The sequence below is a fragment of the Ornithinibacillus bavariensis genome (assembly GCF_018333235.1).
Classification (GTDB): domain Bacteria; phylum Bacillota; class Bacilli; order Bacillales; family Amphibacillaceae; genus Ornithinibacillus; species Ornithinibacillus bavariensis.
Window position 1 is genome coordinate 1 of record NZ_BORP01000001.1, and the last position, 15,625, is coordinate 15,625.

Annotated in this window: 10 protein-coding genes, 14 tRNA genes and 2 rRNA genes; 23 read left to right on the forward strand and 3 right to left on the reverse strand. The window is 35.9% G+C overall.

Annotated elements, in window-relative coordinates:
* The 18 genes from KI338_RS00005 to KI338_RS00090 form a co-directional block, all read left to right on the forward strand.
* Positions 1-230, forward strand: a 23S ribosomal RNA gene (locus KI338_RS00005); the annotation flags it as partial.
* Positions 231-362: 132 nt separating this feature from the next.
* Positions 363-478, forward strand: a 5S ribosomal RNA gene (gene rrf, locus KI338_RS00010).
* Between the two features lie 12 nt (positions 479-490).
* A tRNA-Asn gene (locus KI338_RS00015) sits at positions 491-565 on the forward strand.
* Position 566: 1 nt separating this feature from the next.
* Positions 567-658: transfer RNA gene (locus KI338_RS00020), tRNA-Ser, on the forward strand.
* Between the two features lie 13 nt (positions 659-671).
* Positions 672-746 (forward strand) — tRNA-Glu (locus KI338_RS00025).
* A 4-nt stretch (positions 747-750) separates the two neighbouring features.
* Positions 751-826 (forward strand) — tRNA-Val (locus KI338_RS00030).
* A gap of 39 nt (positions 827-865) precedes the next feature.
* Positions 866-942: transfer RNA gene (locus KI338_RS00035), tRNA-Met, on the forward strand.
* A gap of 67 nt (positions 943-1,009) precedes the next feature.
* Positions 1,010-1,086, forward strand: a tRNA-Asp gene (locus KI338_RS00040).
* 40 nt (positions 1,087-1,126) lie between these two features.
* Positions 1,127-1,202, forward strand: a tRNA-Phe gene (locus tag KI338_RS00045).
* Positions 1,203-1,224: 22 nt separating this feature from the next.
* A tRNA-Tyr gene (locus tag KI338_RS00050) sits at positions 1,225-1,308 on the forward strand.
* Positions 1,309-1,340: 32 nt separating this feature from the next.
* Positions 1,341-1,414, forward strand: a tRNA-Trp gene (locus KI338_RS00055).
* A 13-nt stretch (positions 1,415-1,427) separates the two neighbouring features.
* Positions 1,428-1,503: transfer RNA gene (locus KI338_RS00060), tRNA-His, on the forward strand.
* Positions 1,504-1,506: 3 nt separating this feature from the next.
* A tRNA-Gln gene (locus tag KI338_RS00065) sits at positions 1,507-1,581 on the forward strand.
* Between the two features lie 3 nt (positions 1,582-1,584).
* Positions 1,585-1,659 (forward strand) — tRNA-Gly (locus tag KI338_RS00070).
* A 7-nt stretch (positions 1,660-1,666) separates the two neighbouring features.
* Positions 1,667-1,740, forward strand: a tRNA-Cys gene (locus KI338_RS00075).
* Between the two features lie 177 nt (positions 1,741-1,917).
* The gene (locus KI338_RS00080) at positions 1,918-2,925 is read left to right on the forward strand and encodes a DUF3231 family protein (protein ID WP_212918951.1); all 1,008 of its coding nucleotides are present in this window, start codon (positions 1,918-1,920) and stop codon (positions 2,923-2,925) included.
* A gap of 8 nt (positions 2,926-2,933) precedes the next feature.
* Positions 2,934-3,410 (forward strand): hypothetical protein, encoded by a 477-nt coding sequence (locus tag KI338_RS00085; RefSeq protein ID WP_212918952.1) that lies wholly within the window; start codon positions 2,934-2,936, stop codon positions 3,408-3,410.
* An 86-nt stretch (positions 3,411-3,496) separates the two neighbouring features.
* Positions 3,497-3,580 (forward strand) — tRNA-Leu (locus tag KI338_RS00090).
* Positions 3,581-3,973: 393 nt separating this feature from the next.
* Here the strand turns inward: KI338_RS00090 and KI338_RS00095 are convergent.
* Together KI338_RS00095 and KI338_RS00100 are read right to left on the reverse strand one after the other, a co-directional pair.
* Positions 3,974-5,026, reverse strand: a complete 1,053-nt coding sequence (locus KI338_RS00095) for a YheC/YheD family endospore coat-associated protein (RefSeq protein ID WP_212918953.1) — start codon at positions 5,024-5,026, stop codon at positions 3,974-3,976.
* Positions 5,027-5,136: 110 nt separating this feature from the next.
* Positions 5,137-6,363 carry an ATP-grasp domain-containing protein gene (locus KI338_RS00100; protein WP_212918954.1) on the reverse strand — a complete coding sequence of 409 codons (1,227 nt, stop codon included), beginning with the start codon at positions 6,361-6,363 and terminating at the stop codon, positions 5,137-5,139.
* Positions 6,364-7,117: 754 nt separating this feature from the next.
* Here KI338_RS00100 and KI338_RS00105 point away from each other — a divergent pair.
* Positions 7,118-8,497, forward strand: coding sequence for a UDP-N-acetylmuramoyl-tripeptide--D-alanyl-D-alanine ligase (locus tag KI338_RS00105; protein WP_212918955.1), 1,380 nt, complete (start codon positions 7,118-7,120; stop codon positions 8,495-8,497).
* Positions 8,498-9,335: 838 nt separating this feature from the next.
* Positions 9,336-11,432, forward strand: a complete 2,097-nt coding sequence (locus KI338_RS00110) for a tetratricopeptide repeat protein (RefSeq protein WP_212918956.1) — start codon at positions 9,336-9,338, stop codon at positions 11,430-11,432.
* A 132-nt stretch (positions 11,433-11,564) separates the two neighbouring features.
* On the opposite strand, the gene KI338_RS00115 is transcribed toward KI338_RS00110, so the two are convergent.
* On the reverse strand, positions 11,565-12,509 hold the full coding sequence (locus KI338_RS00115) for an NADP-dependent oxidoreductase (RefSeq protein ID WP_212918957.1): 945 nt from the start codon (positions 12,507-12,509) through the stop codon (positions 11,565-11,567).
* A 295-nt stretch (positions 12,510-12,804) separates the two neighbouring features.
* Here KI338_RS00115 and KI338_RS00120 point away from each other — a divergent pair, with 295 nt between their 5' ends.
* The 3 genes from KI338_RS00120 (at position 12,805) to KI338_RS00130 (ending at position 15,615) form a co-directional block, all read left to right on the forward strand.
* Positions 12,805-13,944 carry a sensor histidine kinase gene (locus tag KI338_RS00120; RefSeq protein WP_212918958.1) on the forward strand — a complete coding sequence of 380 codons (1,140 nt, stop codon included), beginning with the start codon at positions 12,805-12,807 and terminating at the stop codon, positions 13,942-13,944.
* Positions 13,937-14,572, forward strand: a complete 636-nt coding sequence (locus tag KI338_RS00125; RefSeq protein ID WP_212918959.1) for a response regulator — start codon at positions 13,937-13,939, stop codon at positions 14,570-14,572. The genes KI338_RS00120 and KI338_RS00125 overlap by 8 nt, the downstream gene beginning before the upstream one ends.
* A gap of 110 nt (positions 14,573-14,682) precedes the next feature.
* Entirely contained in the window at positions 14,683-15,615 is a 933-nt protein-coding gene (locus tag KI338_RS00130; protein ID WP_212918960.1) for an ABC transporter ATP-binding protein, read from the forward strand.
* Positions 15,616-15,625 lie beyond the last annotated feature (10 nt).

A 15,625-nucleotide genomic window follows, 5' to 3' on the forward strand; every position in this document is an offset into this window, starting at 1 on the left:
ATGGACACACCGCTGGTGTACCAGTTGTTCCGCCAGGAGCATAGCTGGGTAGCTACGTGTGGAAAGGATAAGTGCTGAAAGCATCTAAGCATGAAGCCCCCCTCAAGATGAGACTTCCCATCACTTCGAGTGAGTAAGATCCCTCAGAGACGATGAGGTTGATAGGTCCGAGGTGGAAGCGTGGTGACACGTGGAGCTGACGGATACTAATCGATCGAGGACTTAACTAACTAGCTGTCGTGCGTTACTCTTATTTAGTTTTTAGGGTATAAATCCCTACATAGTGCTTGATTTTTTTTGAAAAACTATTATAATAAAGTTTGTCACGAAAAAAATCGGTATCACTTGGTTTTCAGGATATGTCTGGTAGTGATGGCGAGAAGGTCACACCTGTTCCCATACCGAACACAGAAGTTAAGCTTCTCAGCGCCGATGGTAGTTGGGGCATTGCCCCTGCGAGAGTAGGACGCCGCCAGGCAAATTCCATTATTCCACAGTAGCTCAGTGGTAGAGCAATCGGCTGTTAACCGATCGGTCGTAGGTTCGAATCCTACCTGTGGAGCCATGGAGAGCTGTCCGAGTGGTCGAAGGAGCACGATTGGAAATCGTGTAGGCTGCGAAAGTGGTCTCGAGGGTTCAAATCCCTCGCTCTCCGCCACTATTATTATATTGGCCCGTTGGTCAAGCGGTTAAGACACCGCCCTTTCACGGCGGTAACACGGGTTCGAATCCCGTACGGGTCACCAACATGGAGGATTAGCTCAGCTGGGAGAGCACCTGCCTTACAAGCAGGGGGTCACAGGTTCGAGCCCTGTATCCTCCACCATATTGGTAATATACCAACAAACTAAATACTTTATATTATCGCGGGGTGGAGCAGTCTGGTAGCTCGTCGGGCTCATAACCCGAAGGTCGTAGGTTCAAATCCTGCCCCCGCAACCAAATCTTTTAACTTACTGTGAAGAATTCACTTATGTAAAAGTTGAATATCAGTAATATGATAAAAAGTGGTCCGGTAGTTCAGTTGGTTAGAATGCCTGCCTGTCACGCAGGAGGTCGCGGGTTCGAGTCCCGTCCGGACCGCCATTTTCACAAAAAACTTAAACTTATCTATAACAAACATAACGGCTCGGTAGCTCAGTCGGTAGAGCAATGGACTGAAAATCCATGTGTCGGCGGTTCGATTCCGTCCCGAGCCACCATTTATGTCTTTTTCTTTTTTATGGAGGGGTAGCGAAGTGGCTAAACGCGGCGGACTGTAAATCCGCTCCTTCGGGTTCGGCAGTTCGAATCTGCCCCCCTCCACCATTTTAAAATTTTATAGTCATATTTTATACAGTAGGGGTATAGTTTAATGGTAAAACGAAGGTCTCCAAAACCTTTGATGTGGGTTCGATTCCTACTACCCCTGCCATTTTTATATAATGGCGGTCGTGGCGAAGTGGTTAACGCACCGGATTGTGGCTCCGGCACTCGTGGGTTCGATTCCCACCGATCGCCCCATATTGGGCTATAGCCAAGCGGTAAGGCAACGGGTTTTGGTCCCGTCATTCCTAGGTTCGAATCCTAGTAGCCCAGCCAAGCGCGGAAGTAGTTCAGTGGTAGAACACCACCTTGCCAAGGTGGGGGTCGCGGGTTCGAATCCCGTCTTCCGCTCCATATAAATGGCGGTATAGCCAAGTGGTAAGGCAGAGGTCTGCAAAACCTTTATCACCGGTTCAAATCCGGTTACCGCCTCCAAATTTACCTTTCTAATTTGTACTATCTTTTTAAACTCTTTTGTTTAAGTTGCTATTTTTATGGCAATTCAAACAAAAGAGTTTTTTTATTGTCCAGTTACAAATAAGTTTCACGTACTGTAATATATTTACTTTTTAGGGGATACTATCATTAGTTTAAGTAATTGGAGGTGAAACCATGGAAATAGAGCATAATCCGCGATTAACTTCTGTTGAAATTTCACATATTTGGAATGCTTATGTGAACGATAGTCAATCTGCTTGTGTCTTAAAATATTTTATGAATTGCACAGAGGATTCTAATGTTAAAGAAGTAGTTCAATTCGGACTGAACATATCCGAAACTCACCTAAAAAAGTTAAAAGTTATCTTTGAAAAAGAGAAATTTCCAATTCCAATTGGCTTTAATGAAAATGAGGATGTAGATGTTCATGCACCAAGAATTTTTTCAGATAGCTATATATTAAACTATATGCGTGACTTTGCTGCTATTGGTATGAATGCGTATGGCACTGCATTAGGCTTTGCCGCAAGAGAAGATGTCTATGAATATTTCTCTACTTGTTTTACTGAAACAAATAAATTGCATCGTATAGCCAAAAATTTGATGCTTGAAAAAGGTACTTATGTACGAGGTCCTTATATTCAGCCACCAGAAAAGTCAGAGTATGTAAAAAAGCAATCCTTTCTAACGGGTTGGTTTGGTGAGAGACGCCCATTAACTGCGATGGAGATTGCTAGTATATATGCAAACATACAGCGAAATGTATTAGGAGCTTCTACAATGGTTGCATTTTCTCAAATTGCGCAGTCAAAAGAAGTTAAAAATTATACGATGAGAGGTAAGCAAATTGCCTCTAAGCATTTAGAAGTATTTAATTCAATATTAAATGAAGACAATCTTCCAACACCTATGTCCTGGGCCTCAGAGGTAACAAGCTCTACTGCTTATGTATTCTCAGATAAATTAATTATGTATCATACAGCATCCTTAATCTCGGTTAGTTTAGGTCATTATGGTATTGCTTTAGCAGGGAGCATGAGAAGAGATCTTTCTACCCATTTTGTTCGGTTGAGTAGCGAGATTCTTAAGTACTCAGAAGATGGGGCAAATATAATGATTGATAATGGATGGCTAGAACAACCACCAAGAGCAACAGATAGGGATGCATTAGCAGATGGGTAGGAAATGTAATGGCCAAAGATAAAAGAGCTGAAGTGATATTTTGGAGTATTGCATTACCAGGTTTTGGACAGTATTTAAATGGGAAGATTGTAAAAGGAACTGTATTAATCATTCTAGAATTTATTGTGAATGTAAAATCAGGACTAAATTATGCAATTCTTCCTAGCTTTTATGGTAATATGCAAGAATCCATTGTGAACACAGACTTTCAATGGTTAATGTTTTATCCATGTTTATATTTATTCGCAATCTGGGATGCTTATCGGGATGCGGGTGGAGGGACATCTTCTTATTCCTTTTTACCCTTCGTATTCTCAGCATTTATTGGCACCATAGGTGTGGTGTACTCACCAGTATTCAATATTAATGGAATATATTTTGGAGTGATTTGGCTACCTATTCTATCTTTGATTTTAGGTTTTTTTATTGGAAAAGTTATTCAACTCATAGTATTAAAGTCGAAAAAAAGCCATACCGGTATATAGGTGCTTTAGATATTTCCAAAACTTTGTCATTGACTAGTTCACCTATTCCGTGCTATATTATTACTTGTCAGTCAAATATGGCACATGCCGGTGTGGCGGAATTGGCAGACGCGCGGGACTCAAAATCCCGTGTCCCTTGGGACGTGTCGGTTCGACCCCGACCACCGGTATCTTTAGGTTAAATTTAGTTGCGAAAGAAATAGTTGATTAAGCTCATAATCCTTGATGTTAAAGGTTTTATGAGCTCTTTTCTATTTTCTAAGTATATAATAGAAAATGATGTGTTTTAATAAATGTAAAAAGGCTCAAGAGGGTTGATACACCAATTTTCTTGAGCCTTTTTATATAATTTGTAAAAGGTAGAATCTTAAACAACTTAATTTATTTTCACCACTTTTTATCTCATGTCTAATCGAGTTATTTATTCATTAAATGATGGATTTATTCAATTAGCCCAAGTAATGTGAATTACTAACCCTTTTACACATCTTGGGTATCTCCGCGACCTTCGATAATGACCTTATCTGTTATTCTAGTACTTTAATAGTTTCAAGGAGTAGTAGTTATATTCTTATCTCAATTTTCTTTCTTTTCTTTTTTGCTTCTTTGGCCAGGTAAGTAGCATATTGAATCATTCTTTTCGCTACATCCATTTCCAAATAAAATAATATAGGTTGACCTGGTCGCCAATTCACTTCATAAATCCAAATCTTATTATGTTGATCAATCCCTATATCGATTCCAAGCTCGTCTAATGGTTGATCGTATAAACTATCAAAATGTGTTGAAAATTGTACAGCAAATACTTCTAAATAACGCTTGATATCGTAGTAGTCCTCATCAAATTGTTCCTGTAAAAAAGAAGTGATTACACTTGTGTAGCCCCCGCTACTTACATTTGACACAATTCCTTTGCTAGCAATGCGAGGATACATCGTTGTTAATGTCCATTTTCCTTCACCATTTTTTTGTACATGTAGGCGAATATCATATGATTGCCCTTGCTTAGTTTTCGATTGAATGAAAGGTTGTACTAAATAGGTCCTATCTTCTAATAAAATATCATCTAACCAATTCTCAAGTTGCCCTTCTGATAATACGTGTTTTGTTCCTGAATCAATTAGTAGATATTCATCTTGAATTTTTTCTATATAATGAACACCTTCACCTTTAGCTCCTGAAAGAGGTTTAACGATGATAGCGTTATATTTATCGATGTATGAAAGGGCCAAGTTAACTTCTTCAAATTCCTCGGAAGGTATTAAATAATTTTCAAAGATTTTCCCTTTTTTGATTCGATAATAAACGCTCATTTTATCTCCAATGGGGTGACTTGTAAAAGGAATTTCTTTTTCTAAAGCATCTACTATACGGTCTTGATTTGCGGTTAGTGTCCCTCCTGCATTGTATATAACGTCTGGATATCTGGTTTTACGTTCTACCCATACACCATTTTCATAAAATAATCCATTAATACGCCTTCTATTTAAATCTACTTTTCCTGGAGAAAAGTAGAAAAAATCTACTCCCTCCATTTTTGCTGCGGCTGCATATGCGTATGTTTTAAAAACAGTTTGCGGATCTTTCCGGTAATGTAGCATACCTATTGTGATCATCTGCATTCCTCCGATGATATTTTCAACTATCCTAAAAAGTTGCTTAACAAAACAGTGCATCCATTAAGATAAAAATAAATAACATCCTATTCATCTATGGTTTATTTCTATTATTCAACAGGTTTTAAATGAAACTTTATTTCTTTTGCAGCAGTTTTGGCATTCTTTTTGGCCTGTATTGATGAATATCCTGTTGCGATAATATATGCATATCGTTGTCCCATAGATATAGGCGGGGTAAGCAACCTACCTTTCCTAGGCTTTACATAAACTTCTTGAACACCTGGTAGATTAGAAGCTCGTTCTTTACCTGTTACTTTTTCCAAAATCCCTCTCTTAGAAATAGTGACATATTGCGTGAATACAGGCTTCTTCCATTTTTTTGTCAGATTAGGTGGAATACCAAGTGAAATTTTTAATGTTTCTTCAACTAAATTAATGCCGTATCCAATTTCAATGATTCTGTTCATTGCTCCACCTGAAATCCTTGGATTTATTTCAATTAGTTTACATTGGCCCTGAATAATCCTTATCTCTAAATGACAAGTGCCTGTTTCCATTTTGAAGGATTTGATGATACTTTCGACTGCTTGCTGAATGTTTAGGAGAAGAGTCTTATTAATTTCATTCAATAATTTATATCCTGTTATGATAAATCTCTCATATTGAGTTATTTCTTGTTCAAGGATGGCAATAATATGGATATTTCCATTAATCACAACAGTTTCAATTAAATATTGTGGGCCATCAAGATATTCCTCGATCAGAATAGATTGATTTGGATACTTTCTTGCAAGTAAATTGACACTGTCGAATAGTTCTTTATCATTTTCAACCTTTATTACATCCTTTGAACCAGTAGAGATAGGGGATTTAACCATTAATGGATACGAATAATGTTTACTAATAGAGGCTAATGACTCTTCAGATTCCATACCATTTAGCTTGAAAAAATTAGGTGTGAAGGGTGAGTCTTTTAGTATTTCCCTCGTTAAAATTTTATCTTCCATTGCTTTTATTGCATCGATAGACAGCACCTTGTTACAGTATTCTTCATGTAATTTAGTTGCTAAATACATATACGGATCAACAAAGCTGATAATTGCATTTATGATTAACCCTTCACTTTGGAACCCTTTTATAGTAGTTCTTAATCCTTCCACATTCGAAAAATCAACTAAAATCATTCGGTGGACGTCTGGAAATTCAGTTCTTTGTTTTAAAAACTTTTCATTGCTTGTAAGCAGAATGGTAAAATAGCCTAGTTTTTCAGCTGCCTTAATCGCCTCTCTACTTGACCCTGATTTCATTGTGTGAAGGAAGATGATAGTTCTCAAAAGAAAATTCCCTCATTTCTATTTTGTATAATTTGTTTATTACATTTCAATCGTCAACATAACAATTAGATAAATGTCCTCTAGCAATAAATTAGTGCACTTAATTTTAATGTTGCCTCCATAATCCATTGGAATTTTTGAATATTTGGCATTAAAATCCTGTCAATTCTCCTCCTGATTGTATTGTATTGTAGATAGATGGTATTGAATGGATAATTATCCATAAATAATAAAATATGCGTTCGCACAGACAAATCAAGATGGTCCATTTATGTAGTCAGACTAAATTGCAGATGTGCAGAATCTCTTTAAAAGGAAAATTAACTTTTATAAAGAGATTTGAATATTTATTTTATATTTAAAGGAAAGGAAGTGACAAAAAACCTGATTTTGAGCTGTTTTTTAGGACTATACTCCATTTCAATTAGTAAAACTCATCTTTTGAACTAGTAGAAATAATTACTAATTAATAATCGATACAGACTTTATATTAAATTAAAGAATTAAAGTCCATTTATCTATTCTGGAAAAAGAATGCTAGTAAAAGTTAGGCAGGAAATTAAAAAATTCACTAAATTAAATTCTAAACCTGATACGTTTATGGCATTAAATAATTACTCTAATTGATTGAGTATTTATCCCAAACTACACCGAGTGACACCTCATATACTATTTTAGTATTTGAATTCAAAATTGAATCAAGAATAGTATGCGAGAATGCCTTTTTCAACAAAGGCTATATAGGAGGGACATTTTGAAGACATTATTATTGGAGGACATTTTAACTGCTATGAACATTCAGTTTAATGATAAGCAAAGAGGTAATCAAATCCAGAAGGTCACGAACGACAGTGATGAAATAGATAATCATACTTTATATTTTCGTTGGTATAACAGTGAGGTACCTGTTAAAAAGATAAAGAAATATGAGAATGTATTTATCGTTACAGAAACACCATTTGCTAAAATGGATAGATTAAAACCCGAACAAATCATTATGGTAAAGGATCTCGAAGATAGCTACTTTAAATTTACTTCGTACTACAGACATTTGTTTAACATACCAGTGGTTGCTGTTACTGGTACTTGTGGAAAGTCTACTACAAAAGAAATGCTAAAACACATTTTGGAAGAAGAATATAACGTCCAGGCAACTGTATCCAGTAAAAATGCTGATTATTTCAACCTACCTTACTTATTGGGAATTGATGAAGATACCGATGTGGCTGTGTTTGAAACAGCTGTTTCTAAAAGAGGGGATATGACGGAGTCCTGCAAATATTTTTATCCGACTATTGGGATTATAACGATGATTGATGTAGACCATACGGATAAAATTCGCTCATTTGCTGATTATTTAGCAGAAAAAGCAAAAATAATGGAAGGTATGAACAATGAAGGGACTCTCATTCTTAATATAGACGACCCATATCTTTCCTCTCTCGATACTTCTAAGTTTAAAGGGGAAATTATAACATTCGGCAAACATAGGGATGCTGATTTTAGGATTAAGTGGTCTCAACATGATTCATCAGGAATGACTTTTTGGTTTAAATATAAGCAAAATACTTTTAAGGGATATATACCGGGTCTTGGCGAACATAATGTATACAATGCAATTACTTCATTGGTAGCCGCTGAAGTCTTAGGAGTGGATTTACACTATGCTATAAAAAGATTATCAAAGTTTCAGCACATGAAGTCCCATTTCGAAATAATTAAAGGACGAAACCAAATAAAAGTGGTAGATGATACTTGGAAGTCAAATCCTGCTTCTTTAAGAAAAGGCTTAGAAACATTAAGTAGTATAGCGTTGCCAAATCAAAGAAAAATTGTTGTTTTGGGAAGAATGTCAGCACTAGGTGATTATGGTGATGAAGAATACAAAAAGGCAGGGCATTTGCTCGGAAAATTAGGGATTGATGTTCTTATTACTAAAGGTTTCATTGCAAAAGATTTTGTAGAGCCTGCAATAGAAGCAGGGATTAATCCGGATAATGTTTATCACTTTTCCGATGCAGATGAAATGAAGATATTTTTCGATTCATTTTTAATTCCAGATGACTTTGTTTATTTCAAAACGGGAGGGGAAGACCCGGACTTTGAGGAAATTATCGATTATTTAAGAAACTAAATGGGTGAATCTTTTCTCATAACACTTTTTAAATATGGAAAAGAAAAAGGGCTTTATCAAGAAGTCATAGCCGAAAATTAGTTACTACACAAGCCGGCACAAATGGGGAAGTGACCAAGGATATCCTGGAATGAAAATACTTCATATAATGGAAAAAGTTTATGGAGTTTCTATGGTGGACTACCTGCTGATGAAATCTGTCGTACAAGCAATTATAAAGTGTTGGAATATTATGTTATCATGTTAGCGATAACCTATATTACAGGGGTAAGAGCATATTATCGCCGGTATAAAATAGTGTAAGGTCAAGGGTTCTCACATTGGTGAGGGCTCTTTTTTGTATATATCAGCGTAATCTCCTATATGAAACAACTACTCTACTTTATATTAGTACTCCTTTCTTTCCTATAAATGCAGTCTTAACAATCTAATAACATCATTCAACACAAAGCTTGTCTTTTTTAAGTAAGTAATAAGGTTACGTATCCACACGGTTAAAAATATTTCGCTTAAGCAATTGTTTTTTATGTAATAACTCTCCACAACATCTATTATACTAACAAGTTTATGCGAAGTAGATTTTTCAAGAGTTTCTAAAGAAACAATTAGTAGTTTAGTTTTATCAGATGATATCTCCAAATCTAAACTAGTCCTTAATAAATACATCTCTATCCCCATAAACCAAAAGGTTATTTCGAATACAATAAAGGTGAACTATCTATATCTGTACTTTTTTTATGAAAAATACTTTTTTCTAATAACTGTGTATGACATAACTATAAATAATTGGTAGGTAGCAATTTACTATCAAATTTTAACAACAATGTGAGGGATTATCATGACTATCGAGAATGAACTAATTAATAAATCCTATTATCAAACTTTAGTAGCTGAAAATGAAAAAGAGCACCCAATAAAAGTGTTGGGTGAAATGTATATGAATGAGATGCAGAAAAAGCGGCCAGATTTATCCTCTATCCGCTATGCGCAAGGGGAGGTATATTTCTTAAATAATGATTATGAGGCAGCGATTTATAAATGGGGCACACCATTAGATGATAGATTAATTCCCTGGGCTCAAAAAAATATAGCGGATGCCCATTTTGAAATGGGTTTATTAGAGCTTGCTGAAGAATGCTATAAGGCAGTCGATACGGATGTAATGGAGTTGAAGGTGGAAGTTCTGCTGCAGCTTTTTTCTCTATACATACAACAAGGTAGTACCGAAAAGGCGATTGATGCAATTAAAAATGCAGTTCAGCTAAATCCAGATTATTCCTATGTGACACAGATAGCTCAGTCTTATTTTGAGGATATTAAGGATTGGAATAGCGCAGTTGAACTTGCAGTAAATGAATCAATTCGAACACAGTCACTTTCCTGGGTTTCGATTTTGGAAGAGTATGTGGAGCAGGGACTTACCTATGATTTTCAACCAAATTATTTTAATGAGGTATTAGTGACCGTATTACACATTGATAAATTAAGATTTGAAAGTCTTTCTGAATTATTGTGGAACAGTTATAAACATAGTAACTTATATATTCCGTGGTTAAAGGAAATCAACCAGCTTCTTTTGACATATAATTTAGAAGAAGCTTATATGTGGAAGAAGCTTCCCAACCTATTTAAAGAATCTTACTTTGATTTAATTAGCGGAGAATTTTTAATAAGTGATATTTCGATGCTAATTCAAGACCATTTAACGAATTGGTTGGAAATATCAACCGTATCAGATTCCTTAATTTCATCCTCAGCTATCCTCGCTTGGAATGATATTTTCCCATCTGATCTAGATGTCACTTTAGTAAGTAAAGCAGAGGATTATTTTGAACACTCAAATTCGTATCAATATGGCAGACAAGAAGGTATTAAGCTATTTGAATCGATTAAGCAATGGGCGGAGAAAGAAGGCTTATTAGATGATTTGTATGTAAATATTATGCCTATGATTGAGGAGTACAATATAGAAGTGGCTAGCCCTTCTAAAATAAGGAGTATTATTAAAGCTACAATTGCGTTTCTTGTTGAAAAACGAATAGAAGTAGAAAATGCTGTTATTGATAATATTAATTGGGATGAAGAATTACTTGTTAAACTCCAAGATATACAGCTTCAGCTGGATGATATGGAAAAAGTTGAAGCGAGAGTGATAAAAGATTCCTTCCGTAAAATAAAAAATGATTTAAGTCAACATATGATGCTTACGCTCCCTGAACTACTTCGAAATTGCTCTGAATTGGTTCATGAGGACAGTGATTTTGGTAAGCTTCATGTTGACCTTAATGATGAAATGAATAGACGGATTGCTGATTATATGGAAAACACGGCCTTACATGATTTTAAACATGCATTTCAACGTTGGATTGAGGACTGCGAGCGAGAGTTTAATGACTGCCAAATTAAAATAAACGAAATAAGTGAAGGTTTTAATTATCAGTATAATGAAGAGAAAATTGTATTAGAGGGCGACTTTAAGGTATTGGATGATTGGAAGAGAGATATGGAACGGATATCAAGAGGAATGCTGCATATAGAAAAAGCGAATATTATGCTGCGTAACAACCCTTCCCAATTGTTGTTAAAAGGGGCAGGGAAGCTATTGGGTTCGATTTCCAAAAGTAATGAAAAGCTCCATAGCAAGTATAAGAACTACATTGAAAATGGGGACTATAGTCAAATTACACAGGAAATTATCAATCCGCTCATAAAACAATTAGAACTGTTTGAGGGGTCAATCGAGTGGGATATAAGCAAATTTTTCTCAAATTCTCTGGAAGTACTAAATAGAGTAAGTGAGGAATTGCACGGTGATATTGAAAAACAAAACTACTCGCTAGAAACTATGCGGAATCAACCTGAAATCTACCGCGATCCACTTACTTTGTTCGAATTAAGACTTCGGCAATATGAGTTAATGAATACTATAAGTTAAACGTAGTTCGGAAACCCTCTTAGCTGAACAATATGAGCAAGATTACCTGAGTATCCATAATTCCAAATTATGGTCTAAAAGATCTAATGGCTAGAAGATAAATAAATTGAGATTATTTATCTTCTAGCTAATTTAATCAATAACGATAATTATCTTACCGGCAGCATGACCAGTCTCACTTAAAGTATGTGCGTCATAAACACCTTTTTGTGTCAATGGGAATGTATTTCCAACAATACTCTTCATTTCTCTTTCTTCTAATAATTTTGCAAGAATACTTAGCTGTTGACCATTTGGATTCAGCCAAATACTTTTTGCTATGACATTTTTTTCTCTTGCCCTGTCTTGATCAGGTTCACCTACAATTGAAATCAGTCTGCCTGTATTTTCTTTAAGGACATGAAAACTGTCATTCTGTATCTCGCCACCAATCGTGTCAAAGACTAGGTCGATATCACGAAGTACATCTTTGAAATTGGTTGTGTGATAATCAATTATATTATCTGCACCTAATGACCGAAGAAGCTCGTGATTTTTTGGGCTAGCGGTTGTACAAACATATGCTCCTGCATTCTTCGCTAGTTGAATGGCAAATGTACCAACCCCACCCGCACCTGCATGAATTAGTACCTTTTGGTTTCTTTCTAAATTACCATGATCAAACAATGCTTGGTATGCAGTTAATCCTGCTAATGGAACTGCTGCAGCCTCCTCAAAAGAAATATTAGCAGGCTTTTTCGCCAGTAGATGATCATCAACAATAGTATACTCTGCATACGTTCCAAAAGGAGTTGTATCCGGGCGAGCAAATACTTCATCCCCTATTTTCCATTCCGTTACGTTTGATCCAACAGCCTCAATAATACCAGCAACATCCCACCCGAGAATAATGGGGAATTTCCATTCATACATTTGCTTCAAATAGCCTTCGCGAAGCTTCCAATCGATTGGGTTAATGGACGTAGCCTTTTCGCGAACGAGTACTTGATTTTCTCCTAATTCTGGTAGAGTTACGCTACCTTCTTCTAATACCTCTTTACCACCGTATTGGTTTATAATTACTGCTCTTGTCTGCATTAAAAAAATCACTCCTATGTACAAGGTTTAGTATAAAACTTATTTCTGGTGAACGATGTTTTGGTGGGATATGTAGGTAAGTTGTATCCTTTCACAATGTTAGTATTCCCACAATTAGAGGAAAACAAATCTTAATAAAGCATCTTGTTATAAACACGATAGTGATAACAATAGAGGAAGAATCGGATGGGCAATGTTCATTGAGAATTTGTCATTTAGATGTAGAGATGCTTAACATTGATTTCCATAGTATAATTTAAAAAGCGGGGAGTAAGTTTTAAAGGAGCTTTTATAGATGAAGAAATCATATTTTATATGGCTTTCTATTTATTGTGTTGTATGGGTATTCACTTATTTAGAATTTCAGGCAAGTTTAACTGAAATACAACTGGTGTGTATTTGTTTGTTTTTGGCCATCTTGTTTATCCTTCCGATTTTTGCAGATAAACCGAACTGGCAAACCATTTTGTTTTCCGTACAAGCACTGACAACAATTGGTATTTTTTATCCTATTGACCATGTACTCAATCCATATATAATTGTAATTCATCTATTAATTATAGCGGAGGCAGTGTTTTATCTTTCCCAGAAGAAGAGCTTCATTGTGATTGGAGTTCAATTTGTATCTATTTTATTCATTATGATAGAAGCAACGCTCCCTACATCGACATTAATTTGGTATGGGATTATAGATGTATTGGTTGTTATTGCACTCTTACATTATCAAAAAGTACATAAACACGAGATCGAATTAGGAAAAAGGAATGATGCTCTACTGGACGAGTATCGAAAAATGAAAAGACAGCTCATGGTAGAAGAAGAATTAGCTAGGATGGATGAGCGGAATATGATTGGACGTGAAATCCATGATTCAGTTGGACATAAACTAACAGCTCTGTTAATGCAATTTGAAGCATTTCGTTTATCTGCAAGGGCTCAGGATATAGAAAAAATTACAAATCTTAAAGAGCTTACCGAGCAAAGCTTAGAGGAAACACGAAAAGCCGTAAAATCCTTTAAGCAGGAAGAAATAGGGGGCCTTCAAGGGATTATAAGATTAATTCGTAAATTGGAAGTAGAGAGCTTTATGAAAGTTCACTTTTCAGTTAAACATGGTGCATTTGCAGCTCCATTAACTGGGGAACAATCCTTTGCAATTTATCGTGCCGTACAAGAAGCACTCACTAATATTATGAAGCATAGCGCTACACGGGAGGCGCAGGTCATGTTTGAAGCTCCTGGAGGAAGCATTTTTCGATTTGAAGTAATCAATCGCGTAATACCTAATTCCTTTTATCAAGAAGGATATGGATTAAAGGCGATGCGAGATCGATTAGAAAAAGTAGGCGGTTCATTAGAAGTTATTCAGGATGAGGAGCAATTTTCCGTAAGAGGTACGATTCAATTAATAGAACGGAGTGTGGCCTATGATTAAAGTATTGCTAGCAGAGGACCAAGTGATGGTACGTCAAGGCTTGAAAGCGATGATTGAAACAGATGAGGAGATTGTTGTAATAGGTGAAGCGGATAATGGTAAGGAAGCCGTCCGCTTATGTGAAAAACAACTTTTTGATGTAGCCATTTTAGATATTCGGATGCCGGAAATGGATGGGATCGAAACTGCCAAAGTATTACGTAATCGCTTTCCACAAATCAAGGTTTTAATGCTAACGACCTTTGATGATCAACAATATGTGGTAGATGCACTAAAGGTTGGAGTTAGTGGGTATATGTTGAAAAATGGTGATACGGAATCACTGATACGATCGATTAGAAGTACCATGAGTGGTGGACTGTCACTAGAGGATCAGGTTGCAGCGAAGGTAATGCCAGTTTTACTGCAAAGCCAAGAGGTGGCCGAATCGGTTGATCCTTCATTAACACCAAGAGAAAGAGCTATTTTAAAATGTATTGGTGAAGGGCTGAATAATAAGGAAGTAGCGGAACGATTAGGTCTGTCTGTTGGAACAGTTAAAAATCAAACGAGTCAAATATTAGATAAATTAATGTTAAGGGATCGTACACAATTAGCAATTTATGCGATTCGTCATCGATTAGTTTAGAAAAAATGACAAAAGTAATATGCGTTTATTTGGGTAGTGACCAAAGTCAGTAGTGACTTTGGTTATTTTCGTTTATGATGCAATTATTAGTTGGATAGAGGAGGATAATCATGCTTGAAACAATAAAATTAAGTAAATCTTTCAAGGGGAAGAAGGCAGTGCAAGATGTCAATTTATATTTGGATAGTGGGGAATCCGTTGGATTGTTAGGTCCAAATGGAGCAGGGAAATCTACTACTATTTCCATGATTTCATCATTAATCAAGCCAACTGCAGGAGAAATCAAGCTTAACGGTGTAAATATTATCAATAACCCAGAACAAATTAGAAGAATTTTAGGTGTAGTACCACAGGAATTGGCACTATACGAAGCGTTATCAGCATATGAAAATCTTAAATTTTTTGGCTCTATTTATAAAATAAGAGGAAATGAACTCGATAAAAGTATTCAACGGGCACTGGAAATAGTTGGATTACAAGATCGTCAAAAGGATTTGGTAAAAACGTTCTCTGGTGGTATGAAGCGTAGGGTAAACATTGCAGCTGCATTATTACATCATCCTAAAATACTGATTTTAGATGAACCTACTGTTGGAATTGACCCTCAATCAAGAAATCATATTTTAGAGACGGTTCGCATGCTAAATAAAAACGAAGGTACAACAGTTATGTATACGAGTCACTACATGGAGGAAGTAGAACAGCTTTGTGACCGGTTGTACATTATGGACCATGGTGAAATTATAGCTTCAGGTACAAAAGGAGAATTGCTAAGCATATTGTCAACAGAGGATACGATCAAGGTACAGCTAAGTAAAATGGATGATAGGTTTGTTACACAAGTAAAATCAATAGAGGGAGTTCGGAAGGTAGAAGCTGCTAATACGAATTTGAAAATTATTGCTAAAAAAGGTATTAACCTAGTTAGTGAGCTTGTGTACCTTTCTGAACAACATCATATCCAATTGATTAACTTTCATACGGAGAATCCTAGTTTAGAGGATGTATTCCTTCATTTGACAGGTCGAACCTTACGGGATTAAGGAGGTGTAG

What these genes read in the sequence shown, in the direction of transcription:
- KI338_RS00080 (WP_212918951.1), top strand. Translation starts at nt 1,918, where the DNA reads ATGGAAATAGAGCATAATCCGCGATTAACTTCTGTTGAAATTTCACAT.
- KI338_RS00095 (WP_212918953.1), bottom strand. Translation starts at nt 5,026, where the DNA reads ATGATCACAATAGGTATGCTACATTACCGGAAAGATCCGCAAACTGTT.
- KI338_RS00120 (WP_212918958.1), top strand. Translation starts at nt 12,805, where the DNA reads ATGAAGAAATCATATTTTATATGGCTTTCTATTTATTGTGTTGTATGG.
- KI338_RS00125 (WP_212918959.1), top strand. Translation starts at nt 13,937, where the DNA reads ATGATTAAAGTATTGCTAGCAGAGGACCAAGTGATGGTACGTCAAGGC.
- KI338_RS00085 (WP_212918952.1), top strand. Translation starts at nt 2,934, where the DNA reads ATGGCCAAAGATAAAAGAGCTGAAGTGATATTTTGGAGTATTGCATTA.
- KI338_RS00115 (WP_212918957.1), bottom strand. Translation starts at nt 12,509, where the DNA reads ATGCAGACAAGAGCAGTAATTATAAACCAATACGGTGGTAAAGAGGTA.
- KI338_RS00130 (WP_212918960.1), top strand. Translation starts at nt 14,683, where the DNA reads ATGCTTGAAACAATAAAATTAAGTAAATCTTTCAAGGGGAAGAAGGCA.
- KI338_RS00110 (WP_212918956.1), top strand. Translation starts at nt 9,336, where the DNA reads ATGACTATCGAGAATGAACTAATTAATAAATCCTATTATCAAACTTTA.